This window comes from Bacteroides sp. AF25-38AC, from assembly GCF_003602995.1.
Lineage (GTDB): Bacteria > Bacteroidota > Bacteroidia > Bacteroidales > Bacteroidaceae > Bacteroides > Bacteroides uniformis.
This window is the reverse complement of record NZ_QTMD01000018.1, coordinates 31174-52070: the sequence shown is the minus strand read 5'-3', so window position 1 is coordinate 52070 and position 20897 is coordinate 31174. Positions and strand designations below refer to the sequence as shown.

The following is a 20897-nucleotide window of genomic DNA, read 5'->3' as shown; positions in this document are numbered from 1 at the left end:
AATATTTGTTTAATTCCGTGGATATTTAACCGGAATAGCCATCATTTCTTCTAAGAAGAGAGGGTCGTCGAACTGGCAAGTCTGTCGGTTGTATTGTCCCCCCGGAGTGTCCCATAGCATTGGGCACATGCCGCGCGAGTAGATGGCTTCGGTTACGGAAACACAGAAGAGTCTTATCACTTCCTTTGTTCTGTTTCTGGAGTCGGCGCAATATTCGCCTATGATGACGGGGATTCCTTTGTCTACGCAATTCTTCTTCAGTAGGTCCATATTGTCGTTCAGTTCCTTGAAGTCAGCTTCCGTTCCCCAGCTTTCCCGGCCTACACCCCAATCGACAACCTCGCCTCCACCCAGTATGGCAAAGTTTGCGGGAGTATAGTAATGCACTGTAAGAGCAAGTCGGTTTGCGGGATCATTCGGCATCTTGAACAAGGGGTCGTAAGCATACTCCAAGTTGGTGTTGTAGATTTCCACCAACAGATGACGTTTGGCGTTGTTGCCGCCACTGTTTCTTACTATGTCGACAAAGAGCTGGTTGAGGTCGTTCACGTATCCCAGTGCCTTTGCCTTGTCGGCTTCACTACCGCCCCACGGAGTCCAAATCTCATCGTATCCGATTTCATTCATTGGCTCGAACAGTAAGTGGTCACCGTACTTTTCGAAGCGTTCACATATCTGTTTCCAGATGGAAGTGAATTTTTCTTTTGCTTTGCTGTCGGTGGGTACTTGTTTAATCCATTCGTTTTCGTGGTGGATATTGATGATAGCCACCATGCCACAGTCGAGGGTCCAGTTTAGGATTTTCTCTACGCGGTCCATCAGGTCAGGATGCACTTTGAAGTCGTCGGACAGCAGATTGCCCCAGCTGACCGGTATGCGCAGAGATGAGTAGCCCGCTTTGGCATATCCTTCAATGATTTCTTGTGTGATAATAGGGCTTCCCCATGCTTGTTCGTAATTGAGAATGTTGCTTGGGTCTATCCAGTCGCCCACGGCATCCAGCGTGTTGCCTAGGTTGATGCCCAGTCCCATTTCGTTAATCAGTTGGTGGGTTGTGAGATTCTCGCGTACAGTGTATTTTTCCGGTTCATCGCTTTGGATATAGGCCGCCTGCTCCACGTTGATTTCTTGTATATGCTCCTTTACGCTGACGGTGATGATGGCGTTGCGCACGTCGGGCGTAGTGTTGGGTTCTACGGTTATGTTATAGATTGCCTGTACGGGAGTGCTGCTTTCCGAGGTTACTTTGCACCATGCTTCCGAACTTTGGAAAGTGGCTGGTTCATTGGGGGTGATACCGAATTTCTTGCTACCACCCGTTTGTTCAAAATGGAAAGAAGTAGGCTCTACGATGATTTTCAGCTCCTTTTTATCGTCAGAGCAAGCTGTCATCAGAAATAGAACCAGGCTGGTTAATAAGGTTTTCTTGAAGATTTGTGTCATGGTATCGGTAAAATTTCGTTTTAATAATTTCGGTGTATTTATTTTTAGACGCTGATTCAATTGAATCAGCGTCTAAGAGTTTAAAAGAAGGTGTCACTTTGTGTAATCCTGTGCCAGAATTTAATTCAAATTATTGTATCTTGACAACTCGGAAATTATCAAAATACATTTCGATGTTGTATGGACCGTTTTCGCTGGGGTTTGTCATCTGGAGTGCCAACTCGTCACCGTCACGTTTTTGGAACTCGCCCCAAGTGGTTTCGTCTACCAGTTCGGAGAGCGGAATGCTGCACTGCATCCATTGGCCTACTTCGGTTTTTCCGGTGAAGTCGCTCACCGGACGATAGTTCGTGTAGTTGTGAGCCTCATTCCCTTTGAGGTAGATGCGGAATACAGGACCTTCGCCATATTCCACTGCCACGAAGCATTCGAACTGCAAAGCCAGTTCGGAAGTCGGTGTATCGGTAGGCAGGAAGGCTGTGTCAATGCCCCATACGGCACCGTTCTGCAATTGGCCCCACCAGTAATTCCATGCTGAAAGTTCCCCTGATATGCTGTAGCATTTACCATCCGAGAAGAAAGGAGCTGCTGTACCGTCGGCAGTGACGGGTACAGCTTGCCCGCCCCAGGAGAACCAACCGATGTTGTCATAGTTCAATACTATATTCTCCAAAGGATAGAAGCCCGGAACTTCGGCAGTACCGCCCATTGTGGTAATGGCGAGTGAGCAAGTGCCTTGCGGTGCACGCGGCATGGTAAAGGTAAGCATATCGTTAGCTTCGCTTACGGTAACAGTAGAGAGATCTACCGAGCGATTGCCCATTGTGATGGAGACGATATCCATAAAATTCTGTCCCAGTACGGTAACTGTGGTACCCGTGATAGGCATCATGGAGCTTACCTTGCTGATACTTGGTGGGAGGGCTGTGCGACGGAAGGGAGTAAATGCGGATGCGGTATAGCACTCCACTACCAGACTGCCTTCATCAATCAGGCCTGCGGGAGCATTGAATGATATTTCGTCAAAGTTCTTGTTTACCGTGTAGTCCGTTACTTCTACCGAAACAGGTGCATTGGTGATGTCGTCCACGGCAGTGGTGAAATAAACGCGCTGAATTTCGTAGAAGTTACCGCCCACGATGCGCAGAGGCGTGCCCGTCTCCACGGGGAAGGTTGTGGCTACACGGGTGATGTAGGGTGCGGGCGAGAGTACATGCATGGAGTACGTGGCAATGCCGTGCGAGGTCTCGATACGCAGTTCGCCTTTCAGTTCGGGGTTGGCACCCGTCAGTTGCAATTCGCCGGGGATAGTGAGGATGAGACTGGTGGAAGTGCCGTAGTTGCTATTGAACGAAACTTCTTGTTCGTTGATGAACACTTTCCGCACATCATTCAGATTTTCGCCGATGACTACAATCATGGTGCCCGGATTTACATCGGTGAACGTACTGTCGGCCTTCTCTGGGTCGACAAGACGGATGTGGTGGATTACGGGAACACCGCCGCCCTCGTCATCGTTGCAGGCGGTGAAAAGGTTGCATGCCAACAGGATGGTGAGCAACACAAAAGGAAAATGTATATATTTCATATTAAAGTCGTTATTTGAGATAATGAATGTATAACTTGGTTTATTCACTGAATTCGTATGCTACCGGTTCTTCGTTCAGTAGCGGATTCTGGATGACATCGCTTTCCGGATAAGGCATCAGGATGTTGCCGTGGTGGATTTCGATGTTCTCGCCCGGTTCCTGCCAATTTTCTATGCCTTCGAGGAAAGTGTCGCCTTCTTTCTTGCCGAAGTGGAGGTAACCGTCTTCGTCTTTCACGATGAGGTCTACTGTGTAGCCGCGGTGTTGGTTCTGGAAGTAATTCAGCATGTAGTCGGGTTTCCAGTGATACCACGATACCATGTCATACCAGTTACAATACTCCATCGAGAACTCTACGCGGCGTTCGCGAATGATGTCTTCGAAGGTTACGCGTTCCTTGCGGGGGATACGTGCACGGTCGCGCACTTGGTTCAATGCTTCCAGGCCGGGACCACCGGCCAGTTCTTCGCTGTTGCCCAGACAAGCTTCGGCATAGGTCAGGTAAACATCGGCAAGGCGTAGGATGTAGGTGTTGAGCGGAGAGTTCATGGACTGGATATAACCGTCGTTGTCGTCGTCCGGACCGCCCGGTACACCTTTTTTAATGCAAGAGGTGGCGCCGTCGTAAGTATAACCACCGTCGGCAATGCAGATGTATGAATAGTATGTACCCGGTGTGCAGAAGGTGGCGTTGCGGCGGATAGTGTCGCCCAACTCATATTGCTGGAGCATATCTATACTTGCCTGATAGCTGCTCCATACGTTTACACCGCCGGTCATCTTGCTGTTGCCGGCGAGGTCGGCAAGCAGAGTGTTGCATACGCCCCAATCACCCAGTGGCACCCACTGCATGGCAATGAGCGATTCGGGATTGTTGTTGTGCTTATACTTGAAGAGGTCTTCATAGTTTTCGTAAAGGCTGATGCCGCTGTTGTTTATCACGTCAGCGGCCAGTTCCTTGGCTTTCTCCAGGTCGGCGTTGTCGCGTGTGCCTCCTTTCCAGCCTGAGCGGGCGAGGTAGACTTTGGCAAGCATGCCTTTTGCACCCCATGCGTTGACACGTCCTTTGGCGGTTGCCACTTCAGGAAGATTCTCGACTGCATAAGTGAGGTCACGAATAACGAGTTCCAGCACATCTTCTTCGCGGTGGAGCGGTTGCATGGGATTGGCAACCACTTTGTCGTTGTCTTCGATGATGATAACCGGTCCCCAGAGGCGAACCATGTAGAAGTAGGCACAAGCACGCATCAGGCGGGCTTCGGCAATGGCTGTGCGCTTGGCACGTTCGCTTACGCTGTTGCTACATTTGGTCTGCACATCACTGATAACTGCATTGGCCATTGTAATGACCGAGTAGAAACCTGTCCATGCATTGGCAAGGTTTTCGCTCAGGGCTGTCACCTTGAAGTTGGTGAACTCGGGAGCTCCCCAGCGACTGAAGTTATCGTTGGCACGGTTACTGCCCAGCGGCACGATGGCGCGGGAGTTGAGGTCGAACCATGCACGGTTGTAAAGCGGTGCAGTGGCTTGTTCGAGTGCATCGTCGGAAGTGTAGTATGTCACATCTACGTAGTTTCCTTCGGGAGCACGTTCCAAAAATGAGTCGCTGCATGCCGTAAGCAGAAGGAGCGATGATATAAGGGTTAGAAATCTGTGTTTCATAACTATATTGAGATTTTAAATGATAAATGATTTGTCTGGCTCATTAGAAATTGAAGTTAAGGCCAAATGTATAGATACGTTGCGAAGGATAGCGCGCATCGTCCACACCACGTAGCAATACATTGTAGTTCAAAGCGCCTATTTCGGGATCGTAGCCTTTGTAGCCTGTGATGGTACAGAGGTTCTGGATGTTGACGTAGAGGCGCAGATGGTCTATCTGCAAACGGCGCAACCATTTCTGTGGGAAGGTGTACCCCAGCGAGATGTTTTTTATGCGGAGGTAGGAAGCGTCTTCAACAAAGCGGTCGGAGATACGGTTGTTGTCGTTGGCGCTACTGGTAGTGATGCGTTGTACTTTGGCTGCATCGGCGTTGGCCACGTAAACATTGGAAAGTACCTCGTCGCCCACTTCGGGGTCGTGCATGGCGATTTGGGCAATGCCGGTAGCTTCTTTCAGCAGGTTGCTGTTACGCATGGGATCGGTGAAGGTGCGGCGAATCAGGTTGATAGCCTTGTTGCCCACCGAGCCGTTCAGGAAGATGTTGAGGTCAAATCCTTTATAAGAAAGGTAGTTGTTGAAGCCGAACGTGAATTTGGGTGCCGGATTGCCGAGGAACGTGCGGTCTTTCTCATCAATTACACCGTTGTTGTCGCGGTCTTCATAGATGTAGTCACCTACCCAGATGCCCGATTTGCCGATGGTCTGGTCTTTCGGGATGGCTACTTGGATGCGGTTGCCCGTTTCGTCGAGCAGGAAGTTGCCGTCGGCACCTTTCTTGTAGAAATCTCCTTCTTCCTTGAACATACCGATTACTTTATAGCCGTAGAACTGCCCGACCGGTTCGCCCACCATGGTGTAGGTCAGTGTTTCCGAACCGTTGATTCCCGAAATAGCGGATGATTCGGAGTAGAGCTTCGTCACTTCGTTGTGGTTGATGGAGAAGGTGAGTCCTGAGGTCCAGGTGAAATCACGTGTCTGGATGTTGTGCGTGTTCAGGGTAAATTCTACACCTTTGTTGGTCATGGCACCGGCATTGACCCACGGTGCACGAATCAGACCGCTTACGTAGGTAGGAAGAGAAGCTTGCATCAGCAGATTGTCCGTTTTCTTGTAATAAGCATCGGCGATGAACTCTATGCGGTTGTTGAAGAGGGCGAGGTCGAGTCCTACATTGAAGGAGTTTGTTTCTTCCCACTTCAGTTCACGATTAGGATAGTTGCCTGCATAGAAACCAGTACCCCAGATGGAGGCTGCCGAAGCCATGGTGACGCCGTAGGCATAGGAACCCGCCCATTGGTTACCTACTACACCCCAACCCAGGCGGAGTTTCAGTGAGTTGATGGCTTCCACATCTTTGAGGAAAGCTTCGTTGTTGACTTTCCAAGCCAATGCTACCGAAGGGAACCAACCCCAACGACTTTCTTTGGCAAACGAAGACGAACCGTCGGCACGGAGCGTAGCGGTCAGCAAGTAGCGGTCGTTGTAGTTGTAGTTCAGACGGCCGAAGTATGATTCGATGGCGGATGAACCACGGGAACTGTTGGCTTTTGCTGTTGTGGCATCACCCGCATCCAGTTCGTGTACGGAGTTGAAGAGGAAGTTGGTACGGCTGCCGCTCAGCGACTCGTACTTGTTTTCTTGCGCTTCGTGTCCCAGCATGGCAGAGAGGCCGTGTTTGCCGAAGGTATTATTATAAGTAAAGTAAGTTTTCAATGTCCAGTTGCTTCCGTTGCCGGCTCCACGGCTTGCTGACGACTGCTGCTTGAAGTGCTCGTAGTCGTAGGAGGGGGTAAACTTATAGTCGTTGCTGTAATTGAAGTTGGCGGCATATTCCGTGCGGAATACGAGTCCTTTCCACAGCTTGATGTCGGCAAAGGCGTTGACATAGACTTGTGTGTTGCGACTATAGTTTTCGTTTTGGATAAGGTCGGAGAGGGGGTTGGAGAAGTAAGTTCCATACATGTTCTCCGTCTGCATGCCGAAACTGCCGTCCGGGTTGCGGGCAGGCACTTCGGGGAGCTGGTTTAGGGCATTGTAGATGGCACCCGAACCGTCTACGTTGTTGGTCTGCTGTGTACGGGCTACGGAGGCGCGCAAGCCGGTGGTGAGCCACTTGTTGATGTCGTTGTCCATGTTGACGCGGAAAGAGAAACGCTCAAAGTCCGAACCGAATACAATACCGTCTTGCTGCATGTAGCCGCCGGAGAGCGAGTATTTCATGCTCTTCGAACCTCCGGAGATGTTTATCTGATGGTTGTGCATCGGGGCAGTGCGGAAGATTTCATTCTGCCAGTCGGTACCGCGGCTGAGGAGTGAGGGGTCTTTGAACTCTTCGCGTGCACCGAAGCCGATGGTGGCGGCGCGGAGGTTCTGGTAAACTGCATATTCGGGGAGTGTCAGTGTTTCCAGTTTCTTGGGAAGCTGTTGCAAGGCATAGTAACCTTCGTAGGAGACCTTCGTTTTGCCCTCTTCGCCCTGACGGGTGGTGATGAGTACTACACCGTTGGAGGCGCGGCTACCATAGATGGCTGTGGCCGATGCATCTTTCAATACTTCCATGGAAACGATGTCTGCAGGGTTGATGGAACTGAGCACGCTGCTGTTGCTGGTGTTGTTGCCTGAGATGGCTACACCGTCGATAACGTAGAGCGGTTCGTTGCCGTTCAAGGAGTTGATACCACGGATGCTGACCGAGATACCGCCACCCGGAGTTCCGGAATTCTGGGTCACCTGCACACCGGCGGCACGTCCTTGCAAAGCTTGGTCGAGCGAGGTGACTACGGACTTTTTCAGTTCGTCACCCGTCACGCTGACTACGGAACCGGTCAGGTCACTGCGTTTCATCGTACCGTATCCCACTACTACTACTTCGTCCAGCATCTCATTGTCTTCTTGCAGCAGTATGTCGATGCGGATGGTGCGCTCTACTTTCACCTCTTTGGTGCGGTAGCCGATGTAAGAGACTATCAATGTTTGTCCCAGATTTGCCTGGATGGTGTAACGGCCGTCGATGTCGGTAATGCCGCCCGTATTGGTTTCTTTCACTTTGACGGTGGCTCCTACAAGTGGCTCACCGCCCGATTCTGATTTAACGATACCGGATACTGTTTTGGTTTGTCCATACGTGGAAACAATACCCAAACCTAGTAACACGATAACAAGCAATTGTCTCAATTTTGTCCATTCCCATTGAGAGCATACATTTGCGTGTAACTTCATAATACTTTAATTTAAGATTTAAAAATAACTGTTATTAAAAGCTACTGCAAATATGGAAAGTTATCATAATAGCATAGGTCTATCATGTCTCAAATAACATACCTTTATGTTTCAAGTTATCATTTTAGACTGCGGATGTAATCAGATGGTGATATTCCAAATTCATTCTTGAAGTTTACAGTGAACCTTTTTGGAGAACTGAATCCCACCTCATAGGCAATTTCTGCAATTTGTTTCTGGCTTTCCTTTAGAAGTTGCTTACTGCGCTTCAAACGGATAATCCGGATGAATTCTGCCGGACCTTTACCGGTGATACACATCAGCTTTTTGTAGAGATGGCTACGACTCAACCCCAATTCTGCTCCTAACATTTCCACAGAGAAGTCGGAATCACTCATGCGCTCTTCTACTATTTTGATAGCTTTTTCAATAAATTGTTCGTCTAGTGGAGTGATTGTTATTTCATTAGGTGTCACTTCTATTTTCTGACTGAATTTACGATGGCTTTTTTCTGTCCATTCAATAAATTTCCTGATGCGCAGCTTTAGTAATTTGAAGTCAAAAGGCTTTACGATATAGTCATCGGCTCCTTGCTCAAATCCTTCACTTTTGTATTCTTCTGCCATACGGGCTGTAAGCAATATAACGGGAATGTGGGACCATTGCATGTTTGTTTTGATTTGCCGACATAGCTCTGTTCCATTCATCACTGGCATCATGATGTCGCTTATTACAATATTGACACTGTTTTTTTCTAATATCTTCAATGCCTCTGCTCCATTGTAGGCAACCTGTATGGCGTATTCATCGGACAGGTATTCAGACATGAAACTACAGAAATCCTTGTTGTCGTCCACCAACAAGATGGTATACCGCAATTCTTCCGCATTTGGAACGGGAAGTTCATTCGGAGCTTTGTCATTGTTTAGCAGTTCCGGAAGTAATTCCTCCTTTTCACTGGCATATGTGACGATAGGCAATTTAACGGTAAATACGGAACCTTTAGGAAAATTGTCTGTAACGGAGATTGTTCCTTTGTGTAGATGTACATATTCGTTTGCAATATGCAGGCCGATTCCACTGCCGGTTTTTTCCGAAGTTTGTTGCACCTGATAAAAACGTTCGAAGATATGTTTCTTGTCTTTGTCTATGATACCTTGTCCGTTGTCTGCCACACAGATGCATACATTGTCATCTTCGCGATAAAGATGTACATTGATTTCTCCTTTATCAGGAGTGTATTTGAAGGCATTGGACAACAAGTTGTTCATTACTTTTTTTATTTTAACCGGATCGAAGGACATGTTCAGGTTTTCTACTTCGCACATGAAACAGAAGCTGATGGTATGGTCAAGAGCATACTCTTGAAAAGTACTGCAAATCTCGCGGATAAAGTTGACAATATCTCCCGATTTGTAATGAGCTGTCTCGGCTCCTACATCCAGTTTCCGGAAATCAAGCAGAGAGTTTATCGATGTAAGTAATTGTTGTGCATTTTTATTGATTGTATTTAGTTTTTTGCGTATTCCGTCATCCAGGGTTTCTGACAATAACATTTGTAACGGGCTAATGATAAGCGTCAGTGGTGTACGTAAATCATGGCTTATATTTGTAAAGAACTTTAGCTTCATCTCATTCAGGAGCAACTTTTGTTCTTGCTCCAGTTTTGCTCGTTGTTGCTCCAGTCTTATGTTGTGATGCTTTTTGAATCGGTATATTACATAGGATATTATACCAATGGCAAACAATATGTATAAGATGATAGCAACATTACATAAATATATTGGAGATGAAACGGTTATATTCAACTCACTAGCTTCGTCATTCCATATACCGTCACTGTTACAAGCTTTAATCAATAGTTTGTAATTGCCAGGAGGAAGGGTGGTGAAAGCTATTTTGTTCTCGTTTGTATAGTACCATTGGGTATTTAATCCTTCCAGTTTATAGGCATATCTTATTTTATCAGCATTCAGCAAATCGCCTGCGGCAAATTCGATGGAGATTAAATAATCGTCATATCTGACAGACAATGATGGGGTTCTGCCAAGTACAGTTGTTAATAGTTTACGCCCTTCATATATTGAGTCTACTTCTATATGTTGATTGCCAATGGTCAGATTTGTAAAATACACCTTTGCCAGCGGTCGGCTCTTTTCGGTCAGCTTGTTCGGATTTATAGATGTATAGCCACTGGTGCCTCCCAGCAGTAAATCTCCGCTGGACAATTTACAAGCGGAATGGGAGTTGAAATGATTTTCTGGCAATCCGTCTCTGGTAGAAAGATTCTTGAAAGAAAAGTCTACTCCTTCCTGGGTGTCTGGGGTTACTTCCAATATAGACAATCCGTTACTTGTTGCAAGCCACATGTTACCATGATTGTCTTGGGTTATACTGTTAATGAGATTGTCACACAATCCGTTGTTTACGTCGAACCAGTGTAGTGAATCATTTTTTAAGTCCCAGGCAGTCAATCCTTGTTTATGGGCTAACCACAATATATCTCTGTCGTCCTTGAATACAGTGGAAATGAAGAGCTGCTTGAATGGCTGTGTCTCTTTTCGATTGGCATAAATCATTTCGGGTTTTCTCGTCACGATGTCCATTACACAGAGTCCGTATGTAGTCCCAATATACATTTTGTCTCCATAGTCATAACAGATATTGAGTACATTGATATTATTCCCATCAGGTAGTAGATAACTTGTCGCAGTATTTGCGTCCGGATTAAAACAAACCAAAGTTTCCAGTACATAACCTATCCATAAGTTTCCATATCGGTCTTCCTTCATACTCCATACGCCACTGTATGGCAGTTGGCTGTTCTCTGGAGTAAAATGGCGAATACTGTTGTTCTCATAGCAGAACAATCCGTCTTGATAACTTCCTGCCCAAATCCGTCCTTTATGGTCTTCGAGAAGACTGATGATGGCTATGTCGGGGATGGATAGTTTGCGAATGGCAAATCCTTTTTGCTTTTCTTTTACATAAAGTCCGTTCCCATCTGTTCCCAGCCAAATGTTTCCGGCCTTATCCTCTAAAATGGAGGCTATATCACCACATTCTTTATGCTGGGTATCAATAAATTCATGGAAGCTTTCGTGATAATAAGAAACTCCTTTTTTGAAATTTCCTAACCAAATGACGCCTGAATCATCACGGTAGATTGTATTTATTCTGTTGGAAGCAAGGGATGTGGAAGACATAGGGGTATTCAGGAGGTTGACAAGGTTATCATTTACGTAGTCATAAATGAATACTCCTTTATGGTCCGTTCCTATCCAGACATGTCCGTTCGAGTCATCCAGTATGCTCCTTACCGCATTACTTTTTGTCTCTATTTTAGAATGGAGATTGATTTGGTTCCATTCCGATTTTATGTTTTTCTTATAGAATATTTGTTCATCGGTATATGAATATAGCCAGATGCCTCCATGATAATCAATGTATATGTGCTTTTCGATAATAGAGTTGGAGGGTAAGCTGATGTTATCTACCCGTTTACATTTCTTTGCGTTGTTCTCTAGTTTCAATAAGGTCGAATTCCAAAGAAGATATAGGTTTTCACCATCATCGCTGATACTCAGTTCCGGAGTTTCTTCTGGAAAGTTTTCTATTTTGAATGTTTTAAGGGTTTTATGAGAAAAATTGAAGTAAAAAGCATTTTGGCCTTGCAGTACCCATAAATTGTGTCTTTTGTCAACATGTACTTTGTAGGTACCATTTATCTGGATGCCTATTTTAAGGAGGTATGAGGGAATATCGGTAATGAAGTTGTCTTTGTCTCGGTCGTATATACAATATCTTGCCTCGCTTCCAATCCACAAATTGCCCAAACCGTCTTCCTGTAAGTTCCAGATGTCGTTAGACAATAAAGAATGGATGTCTTTTTCTTTGGGTTGATACACTTTAAAGCTATATCCGTCGTATCGGTTCAATCCATTGGCGGTCCCTATCCATAAAAAGCCTTCACAGTCTTTCAATATGGTTTTTACGTTATTGTTTGAAAGCCCGTTTTCTACTTTCAGATGGCGAAATACATACGGAGTTTGTCCTGCTAACGGCAGATAAGCCAGTAACAGAATAATGAGGGGGAACACTAATTTGTGTAAATAGTTTGTAAAAGACATACTATATAATCTGAAATTGAATTCTCAAAGATAGCAATATCTTATTTAAATAAACGTAAATATGTTGCATTAATAGGTCTGTAATGTTGCATCGCGGTCGTATAAGTCTTAAACATGTCATCCGTTTGTTGTCTTGCGTGTCTTGAAGTGTTTTTCTCATTTATTATTCAACATTTATTTCATACCTTTGCAGGGAAGGACTGGTTCCTGCCAATATGATTAACCTTCTAATACTTTATCGAAAATGAACAGATTCATCATTTTATTTTTATTCTCTTTGGGAATATTGTCAACATGTGTATTTGCCGTAGAGGTGATTCCACTGAATGAAGGATGGAATTTCCACCGGGGTTTTCAGGCACCTGCTTCGGAAATAGTGAAGGTTACTTTGCCTCACACTTGGAATGCGGGCGATGGCATGTTTGGCAATGCCGATTATTATAGGGGATTATGCAATTACAGTCGTAAGTTGTCTGTTCCTGCCCATTATCGGGGCAAACGTTTTTTCTTGAAAGTGATGGCTGCACAGACGGTTGCCGACATTTTTATCGACCATTATTTTGTGATGCAACATAAAGGTGGTTATACGGCATTTGTAGCAGAACTGACTGATTTCTTGGTTCCGGGAAAAGAAAGTGTATTGGAAATTCGTGTCAGCAATGCTCAGACTATGGATATCGCTCCCATTTGCGGTGACTTCAATATGTTTGGCGGGTTGTATCGGGGAGTGGAGCTGCTGGTAACGGAGGATGTCTGCATAGAACCTGCTTATTATGCCTCTTCAGGTGTATTCTTCACTCAGTCCGATGTATCGGAGAAAAAGGCCCATTTGAAAATTGAAGCACTGCTTTCGGCAAGGGAAACTACTGTGACCGGTTGCGAGGTGGAGTTTCAACTATATGACAAGGAAAAGTTGCTTTGCCGTGTTGCCAGTGCAGAGGTGGGTGAGGATAAAAAGGTGGTGATGGACATGGTGCTTGAAAGGCCTCATTTGTGGGATGGAGTGAAGGACCCCTATTTATATAAAGGAGTGGTGATATTGCGTAAGGATGGGAAAGAGATAGACCGCCGCGAAGAAGAGATAGGTTTCCGCTACTTTCATGCCGATGCGGAAAAAGGTTTCTTTCTGAATGGAAAGCCTTATCGTTTGAATGGCGTGAACCGGCATCAGGACAGGGCGGAACGCGCTTCGGCATTTTATCCGCAAGACCATGACGAAGATTTGGACTTGATGCAGGAAATGGGATGCAATGCCGTGCGTCTTTGCCACTATCCGCAAGCCAAATACATGCATCAACAGATGGACAAGCGGGGACTGGTGGCATGGGTTGAGATTCCTTTTGTCAATGTTTATGTGAATAATCCTGCTTATGATGAAAACTTGCGCCTGCAATTGAAGGAACTGATTTTACAGAACTACAATCACCCCTGCATTTTGTTCTGGGGGCTGTTCAATGAGATAAATTCCGGTTGGCTGGACCGTCCTTCGCGTATGGCGGCAGAGCTTCATGCTTTGGCCCGTCAGTTGGACCCGAGCCGTCCCACTATGGGAGCCAGTAATCAGGATGACGACTTCAACGGATTCACCGACCTGATTGCTTTCAACAAGTATTTCGGCTGGTATGGCGACAACATGGATGACATGGGGCGCTGGATAGACCGCGAGCATGCAGCACATCCGGAGCGGAAGATGGGCATCAGCGAGTATGGTGCCGGGGCATGCGTATTCCAGCAGGAGGACTCGCTGAGGCATCCGGAACCGTGGGGGCAATGGCATCCCGAAAACTGGCAGACTTATTATCATGTGGAGAATTGGAAACAGCTTCAGGAACGCGAATTCTTGTGGTGCAACTTCATCTGGTGCATGTTCGACTTTTCGGCGGCAGGCCGTAGGGAGGGATCCATTATGGGACGCAACGATAAGGGGCTGGTGACTTACGACCGGAAAATAAAGAAAGATGCCTTTTACTTTTATAAGGCAAACTGGAATCAAGAAGATAAGTTTGTATATATCGCAGGAAAACGATTGGTAAACAGAACCCGCAAAATCGTTGGTGTGCAAGTATTCAGCAATAGCGGAGCTGCCAAATTGTATATCAATGGCAAAGCATATGGGACTGCAAAACCTGATTCCGTAAATGTACTGGAATGGAAAGGCATTGTATTGGATACCGGTGAAAATAGAATTGAAGTCAGGAACAAATATGGAGCGGATTGTTGTGTATGGATATGTCCTTTTTAATTTTCATCAGGCGCGGAATGTATAGGAGAGCCACAGGGAATAATGAACCGTGAAATGCTGTACAGTCTGCGCCTGATAGCTTTAATATGTGATTTTCTGTAAATCCGTATTCGGTCCGTAGACCACCAGTTTCCCGTCTGGTTGGATGTCTATGAGGTCGATGAATACCATTCGTTCGTCACCAGTGGTTTCGGTGCGTCCATGATAGACACAGTAGAGGCGGTTGTGAATATCGATGAGCATACAATGTCCGGTTCCGGTCACGATGCCGCCTTGCTCTGTATCCTTTTGCAGCACTGGATTGTTGGCAGCTTTTGTGAATGGTCCTAAGGGGTTCTGGGAGGTAGCATAACCCACCGCATAATTTTTCCCTCCGAAAAAGTTTGCAGAGTACAGCATATAGTAAAGATTTTTGTGCTTCACGATATACGAACCTTCTGTCCAGCGTCTGTTGACTTCATGTGAAGTCACCGAGCGGTTCTCCCATTCCGCTTGAGGGTCGTCCATTGTCTGGGGCGGGCAAAGCAGTGCTACCGGTTCTCCGATGATACCAGAGAAATCTGGTTTCAGTTCCACGCCGTAAATCCAACTTTCCTCAATCTCGTCAAACCAGCCCTTTTCTTTAGCCCATGCTGAAACTTCGCTTTCAACGGCATGTTTGTAGCAGCAGCGGGAGTAGTAGAGGTAGGTCTTTCCGGAAGCATCGTCAAAGAGTATGTTTGCGTCGATGATAGGATAGCCGGGGTCGAATACCGGTTGGTTGAACAGGTCTTTGAAAGGGCCGGTAGGCTTATCGGCTACGGCTACACCGATACGGAAGTTCTCTTGCTCCTTAGTGGGATTTTCCTTCCAGTTGGCGCTGAACCATAGGTAGTATTTGCCGTCCCGTTCATACACTTCGGGTGCCCAGAAACAGTCGGTGGTCCATGAGTCGGAGGTGCCGCCTTGATAGATGGGACCCTCGTCTGTCCATGTCACCAGGTCATCGGAGGAGTATACTTTAAAACCGTTCGATACTCCGCCCGTTCCGTACATATAGTATTTGCCGTCGGAGGCTTTCAGTAGGAACGGGTCTCCGAAGGCCATGGGCAGGGGATTCTGATATGCTACTTTCTTGTTTCCGCATGATGTTGACAGTAAGGCCAGTAAAAACAGTGTCAATGTGAAAAAAGTGTGTTTCATCTTGTTATAATTTTAATGGTGAAGTAATGAAAAGTGTTTGTATTCGCAAAGTAAACATAATATAGGGAAAGCAGCAAGGAAATTAGATAGAATGCAATCTTTTGCCTATATTTGTTGTAATCAGGTAGGTTTTATTTGACTATCAACAGATTGGATAAAACTCGCACGAGAACGGGCAATGGATAAGAAAAAGCCGGACTGTTCCGAACCGCCATATTTCTCATGCTTTCAAATAACTCTTTATCTCACCTGCAAAGATAACATTTCTTTCTGAAAAGGCCATATAAACGGCTGCAATCTTACGGAATAAAAACATATCGGGAAAAACAAGCATACCGTAGCCGAGTCCCCATAACCACAGGCAAAGGTAATTCGTGTTCTTCCCGTACAAGCAAGGCCAAGCCCTTCGGGTTCGTGGAAAAAATCATCCTCGCCCCGGAGGGCTTGCGGTATTTTTTCCCGAAGCCTTGCATGTACGGAACACGACCTTTTTAAGCCTGTAGTTATGGGAACTCCGGCCCCAGAAGCCGGACTAACAAAAAATCAAATGTTATGTTACAGGCAACAAAGAACAAGTACACGGTGGAAACACTCAAACCACTGAACATTCTGTACGATCATGAACACCGGCTGACACAGCAGGACGTGGATATGGCCAACGGTTATGTGGAACTGATAGAAAGGACACGCTCTGAAAAGATTCCACAGGTCGGTGACAGACTCATCTATGTGGACAGATACGGGAAATATTACGGCAACGCCCTCATCGAGAAACGCAAAAATACGGACGGACTGATTTCCATCTGTGAAATCCCCTATATCCCTTTCATATGGGAAGAGTATGACGGTATCGGTTTAAGTGTCAGCGGAGGATCCTTCCACCATATTGACCCCCTCCAGTTGAAGTTCGTCAGATGGACGGAAGGGATATTCCAAGACTGGGGCAACTGCGGTGCGTGCGCCAACGGTGCCGTCGCATTCACGGCAAAAGTGCCGTTATGGTCCTATTCCGAACCTGACCCTCTCTACGGCGATTTCACCACTGAGACATGGAGACAGTATTATCTGACAAAAAACACGGGTCCGGACGCACGTAACCTGTACCAAGGCTTCGACAAGGCTTTCAGGACCGAAGAGGACTTCCTACAGTTCCTGAAGGACTATGAAGGGACCGTGTTCAAGGGCAACCAGGAAAACCATATCGTTCTCTGGTGTTTCCGTCATGAGAACCGGTTCCTGCCGCAGCACGAGTGGGACAAAATAGATGTCCAGGCCGTGGAACGGCGTCTCAACTTTTATCCCGAACAGGTCAAGCTGGTCAAGGACATGGACAGCCACATCACCTACTGTTACCGTATCAAACCCGAAATTGACAATCTCTAAAACAATACAGTTATGCAGACAACAGCAACAAGAACAGCAGGCAGCCACACTGACCTGCTCACAGGTATCCTGAACGTGCAAGTAAGGAACGAGGACAAGATTACAGAACAGGACAGGCAGTATTGCCAGCTCCAGCAGGACCAGCTCTACAAGACGCTTGACCGTATCGACCGTTGGTATGCCATCTTCAAGGAAGAAGCGGAACGGTACCGGGAAATCAAGAGCTTCAAGTATGAGGATAACGGTAAGGTCTCCATACGGAATTTCTATTTCAACAACAGCGGGGAGGATGACTATACCCACAACGAATTCAAACCGTTTGACCTCATCAACGAGCTTGCGGACAACAACTGCAATGCCAACGCGAATTTCGCGAATCGCATCATTTCCTATTTCAACAGGACCTACAATGTAGACGTACCCATTCCTGTAATCGACGAGAAGGCCATGCGCATGGGATTCCGTCCGGTCTACCAGACTTACGTGGACATGGTCATTGAACACCTCGGCGGAAAAAGTTTCCGTGAGACCGCAGAGGAAGAACTGCTGGCCCGTTTCCTGAAAACGGTACAGCCTTCCCGCTGGAGCAAGGTGAAGCCCGAACTGAAAAAGGACAAGATAACTTTCCCTGACATCGTGTCCTGGGACAGCATCCATCTGGAATACCACCGGGAATATGAGTTCTCGTATGACTGCGGAAGGAAAGTGGACATTTTCTGCGAAGGTATCGCATACGGGGCAGATGACGTGATAAACGGTTCAAGCGGTATGGTCATCGGCCTTGACAGACGCGATGTGGATATAACCGAATGGTACAACCTCACCCTGAGCAACGCAGAACAGATCAAGTTCTACAAGAACGGACGCATCGACGTACGCTTCAAGGACAGCCAGGCCGCAGAGAACTGCTACAGAAGGCTGCGGCTGGATGAAATCACACTCAGAGAAGAGTGATTCATGAAATACTTATTCAGACACCCCGTAAGACATCCTTGCGGGGTGTCTTCGTTTCCAACCATTAAAAAAGAAAAGACATGTATGCCATCATACCCCAACAGATTCCCCAGGACAGGCGTGCCGAGATCAACGAGAAAATCCTTTTCGCCATAGACTCCGGCAAGGACCTCGTTCCGAAGGAAAGCATCTACAACTGCTACACGGGAATCGGAGGACTGCACAACCTCAGGCAGTCGGATTTCACCAGCTACCATGAATACGCCGAGGCCAAGAAGGAATTCGAGATGGGACAGTTCTTCACCCCGCACGACATATGCCGGAGCATGGTGGAGACCCTTTCTCCGACATCGGCGGAAATGGTACTTGACATGTGCTGCGGCATGGGCAACTTCTTCAACCATCTGCCCAACCTGCACAATGCCTACGGATTCGACATTGACGGCAAGGCGGTGGCCGTTGCCAGATACCTCTACCCGGAAGCTCATATCGAGAAATGCGACATACAGCTGTACAATCCCGAACAGCGTTTCGACATCATTGTCGGAAATCCGCCCTTCAACCTGAAATTTGATTACAGGCTGTCGCAGGAATTCTACATGGACAAGGCCTATGACGTGCTCAACCCTGCCGGAATCCTGATGGTCATCGTCCCTCTCTCCTTCATGCAGAACGAGTTCTGGGAAAAGACACGCGTGGCGAAAATCAACTCGAATTTCTCCTTCATCGGCCAGACCAGGCTGGAACATTCAGCCTTCTCTACGGTGGGCGTGCAGAATTTCGCAACAAAAATCATGGTATTCCTCCGCCGTTCCCTCCATATTGAAATGCAGCCCTACAACGCGGAAGAGTTTGTCAGCATGGATGAGCTGAAGAAACGCATAGCCGAAGTGCGGAAAATGAAACACCGGCTGCGCCTCCAGCTGATGCGGGAGTGCAACCATATAGACAAAGAAGAGCTGGAACAGTTCGAGTACAGGCTCGCCAAATACATGTACGAGCTGAAAGCCCATGCCGTGCTGAACAGGCATGTCGAAAAGGCGGAGGCGCTGGTGTCCAAATTCCGCAACCAGAAACCGCCGGAAAATGCCACCCGGGAACAGATAAAGGAATGGGAACGCAAGAAGCTGACCACCGGCAAGGTTCTCGGCATCATCCGCAGGTACATCACCTCGCAGAACGTGGTGCCGCGCAAGGAAGTGGCATTGGTGAAGACATCCTACGGCTTCAAGCTGAAGCAATATGCCCCGCGTCTGCTTGACAAGGTCACGCACAAGGCCGCAGGCATCAACGACCTCATACTCGGAAGGGCCGAACTCCCGATGCCGGAAAACGTCACAGAAAAGAACATGCGGCAGATCCGTGCCGCCAGTAAACTGATACGGCGCAAACAGAGGCAATACGAGACCCAGAATCTCCAGTTTGCGGAAATGCGGGAAGATGCCGGCCTGAAGGAATACCTGGACCGCACCACATTCATCAACAAGGACGGTGAAGTCTGCGAATTCACGGACTTGCAGAAACACGACCTGAACCTCGTGTTGCAGAAACGCTACGCCCTGCTGAACTGGCAGCAGGGTTCAGGCAAGACCGCCGCCGTCTATCACAGGGCGAAATACCTGCTCAAGTTCAGAAAGGCAAAGAACGTCATCATACTTGCCCCGGCCATCGCCACCAACATGACCTGGATACCGTTCCTTACCATAAACAAGGAACGCTTCCGTACAATACAGACCGCCGGCGACCTCAACAACATACCGGAAGGGACATTCCTTGTCGTCTCCACCTCCATGCTCCGGAAACTGAAAAGAGGACTGATGCGTTTCGTGAAACGCACTTCCGGCAAGCTGTGCCTTGTCTTCGACGAGTCGGACGAAATCACCAATCCCACATCGCAGCGTACAAGAAACATCCTGTGCATATTCAGGAGGCTCAGGTACAAGATCCTCGACACGGGAACAACCACCCGCAACAACATCGCGGAACTGTACAGCCAGTTCGAACTACTCTACAACAACTCCGTAAATATGATATGCTGGAGCCCGCAGGTCTACCACGAAAACAGGGACCACGAGATAGAGGAAGAGAACAACCCGGATTACGGAACACCGTTCCCCGCCTTCAGGGGGCATGTCCTTTTCCGTGCCTGCCACTGTCCGGGGAAAGCCACTGTATTCGGCATCGAGAAACAGAACCAGGACGTGTACAACAAGGACGAACTCTCCGAACTTATCGGCAAAACGGTCATCACCCGTAAATTCAGGGACTTCGCAGGAGAGAAATACCGGATACGGACACATACCGTCCGTCCCTCGGAAGGAGAACACGAGGTATACCGTGTCATCATCGAGGAATTCTGCCGCATCTGTGAGCTGTACTACAACAGCACGGGAGACACGAAAAAGGATGCAGGACTGAGACTCATGAGGCAGATCAAGCTGCTTATCAAAGCCTGTTCGGTACCTCACCTGATAGAGGGATACTACGGTGACAGTTATCCTTCCAAGACCCGCTATATTGAAAGGCTCATAAGGACAATACCGGGTAAGGTTGCCATCGGATGTACCACATTGGCGGCCTTCGACCTCTACGAGAGCTATATCCGGGAACATTTTCCCGACAGACCTGTATTTGTGGTCAAGGGAGATGTAGCCTTCAAGAAACGGCAGAGCATCGTGACCGAATTCGACTCCACCATCAACGGCATCCTGATATGCACACAGCAGAGCCTGAGCAGCTCCGTGAACATACCTACCTGCAACGACGTGATACTGGAATCCCTGCAGTGGAACATCCCCCGTATGGAACAGTTCTACTTCCGTTTCATCCGTCTCGATTCCAAAGAAATGAAGGATGTCCACTACGTCACCTACGAAGATTCGGTCGAACAGAACCTGATGGCACTGGTACTGACCAAGGAGCGTCTGAACGAATTCATCAAGACCGGTGAGGTCAAAGAACAGTCAGAAATCTTCGAGGAGTTCGACATCACAATGTCTGTCATCGACAGCCTGCTCATCCGCACGCAGGACAGTGAAGGCAAAATACACATCAGCTGGGGAAGCCAGCGCATAACAGAATAAATATGAACC

The 20897-nt window shown here is 47.4% G+C and carries 10 protein-coding genes; 4 read left to right on the top strand and 6 right to left on the bottom strand.

The window, feature by feature from the left end:
• Positions 1–9: 9 nt before the first annotated feature.
• The 5 genes from DWY55_RS13425 to DWY55_RS13405 form a co-directional block, all read right to left on the bottom strand.
• Positions 10–1443, bottom strand: a complete 1434-nt coding sequence (locus tag DWY55_RS13425) for a cellulase family glycosylhydrolase (RefSeq protein WP_005830286.1) — start codon at positions 1441–1443, stop codon at positions 10–12.
• Positions 1444–1573: 130 nt separating this feature from the next.
• Positions 1574–3031, bottom strand: coding sequence for a glycan-binding surface protein (locus DWY55_RS13420; protein WP_034525954.1), 1458 nt, complete (start codon positions 3029–3031; stop codon positions 1574–1576).
• Positions 3032–3071: 40 nt separating this feature from the next.
• Positions 3072–4694, bottom strand: coding sequence for a RagB/SusD family nutrient uptake outer membrane protein (locus DWY55_RS13415; protein WP_005830278.1), 1623 nt, complete (start codon positions 4692–4694; stop codon positions 3072–3074).
• A gap of 43 nt (positions 4695–4737) precedes the next feature.
• A complete protein-coding gene (locus tag DWY55_RS13410; protein WP_005830275.1) occupies positions 4738–7914 on the bottom strand; it encodes a SusC/RagA family TonB-linked outer membrane protein in 3177 nt (1058 codons plus the stop codon).
• A gap of 119 nt (positions 7915–8033) precedes the next feature.
• Complete coding sequence (locus tag DWY55_RS13405) at positions 8034–12044, bottom strand: hybrid sensor histidine kinase/response regulator transcription factor (protein ID WP_034532675.1); 4011 nt, start codon at positions 12042–12044, stop codon at positions 8034–8036.
• Between the two features lie 244 nt (positions 12045–12288).
• Here DWY55_RS13405 and DWY55_RS13400 point away from each other — a divergent pair, with 244 nt between their 5' ends.
• Complete coding sequence (locus DWY55_RS13400) at positions 12289–14286, top strand: glycoside hydrolase family 2 protein (RefSeq protein WP_057253820.1); 1998 nt, start codon at positions 12289–12291, stop codon at positions 14284–14286.
• An 81-nt stretch (positions 14287–14367) separates the two neighbouring features.
• Here the strand turns inward: DWY55_RS13400 and DWY55_RS13395 are convergent, their stop codons facing one another.
• The gene (locus DWY55_RS13395) at positions 14368–15468 is read right to left on the bottom strand and encodes a glycoside hydrolase family 43 protein (protein WP_008662759.1); all 1101 of its coding nucleotides are present in this window, start codon (positions 15466–15468) and stop codon (positions 14368–14370) included.
• Positions 15469–16020: 552 nt separating this feature from the next.
• Here DWY55_RS13395 and DWY55_RS13385 point away from each other — a divergent pair.
• From DWY55_RS13385 to DWY55_RS13375, 3 genes are all read left to right on the top strand, one after another.
• Positions 16021–16851 (top strand): DUF4121 family protein, encoded by an 831-nt coding sequence (locus DWY55_RS13385; RefSeq protein WP_118686912.1) that lies wholly within the window; start codon positions 16021–16023, stop codon positions 16849–16851.
• Between the two features lie 12 nt (positions 16852–16863).
• Complete coding sequence (locus DWY55_RS13380; protein ID WP_072544855.1) at positions 16864–17805, top strand: hypothetical protein; 942 nt, start codon at positions 16864–16866, stop codon at positions 17803–17805.
• Between the two features lie 80 nt (positions 17806–17885).
• Entirely contained in the window at positions 17886–20888 is a 3003-nt protein-coding gene (locus DWY55_RS13375; protein WP_118686911.1) for an N-6 DNA methylase, read from the top strand.
• Positions 20889–20897 lie beyond the last annotated feature (9 nt).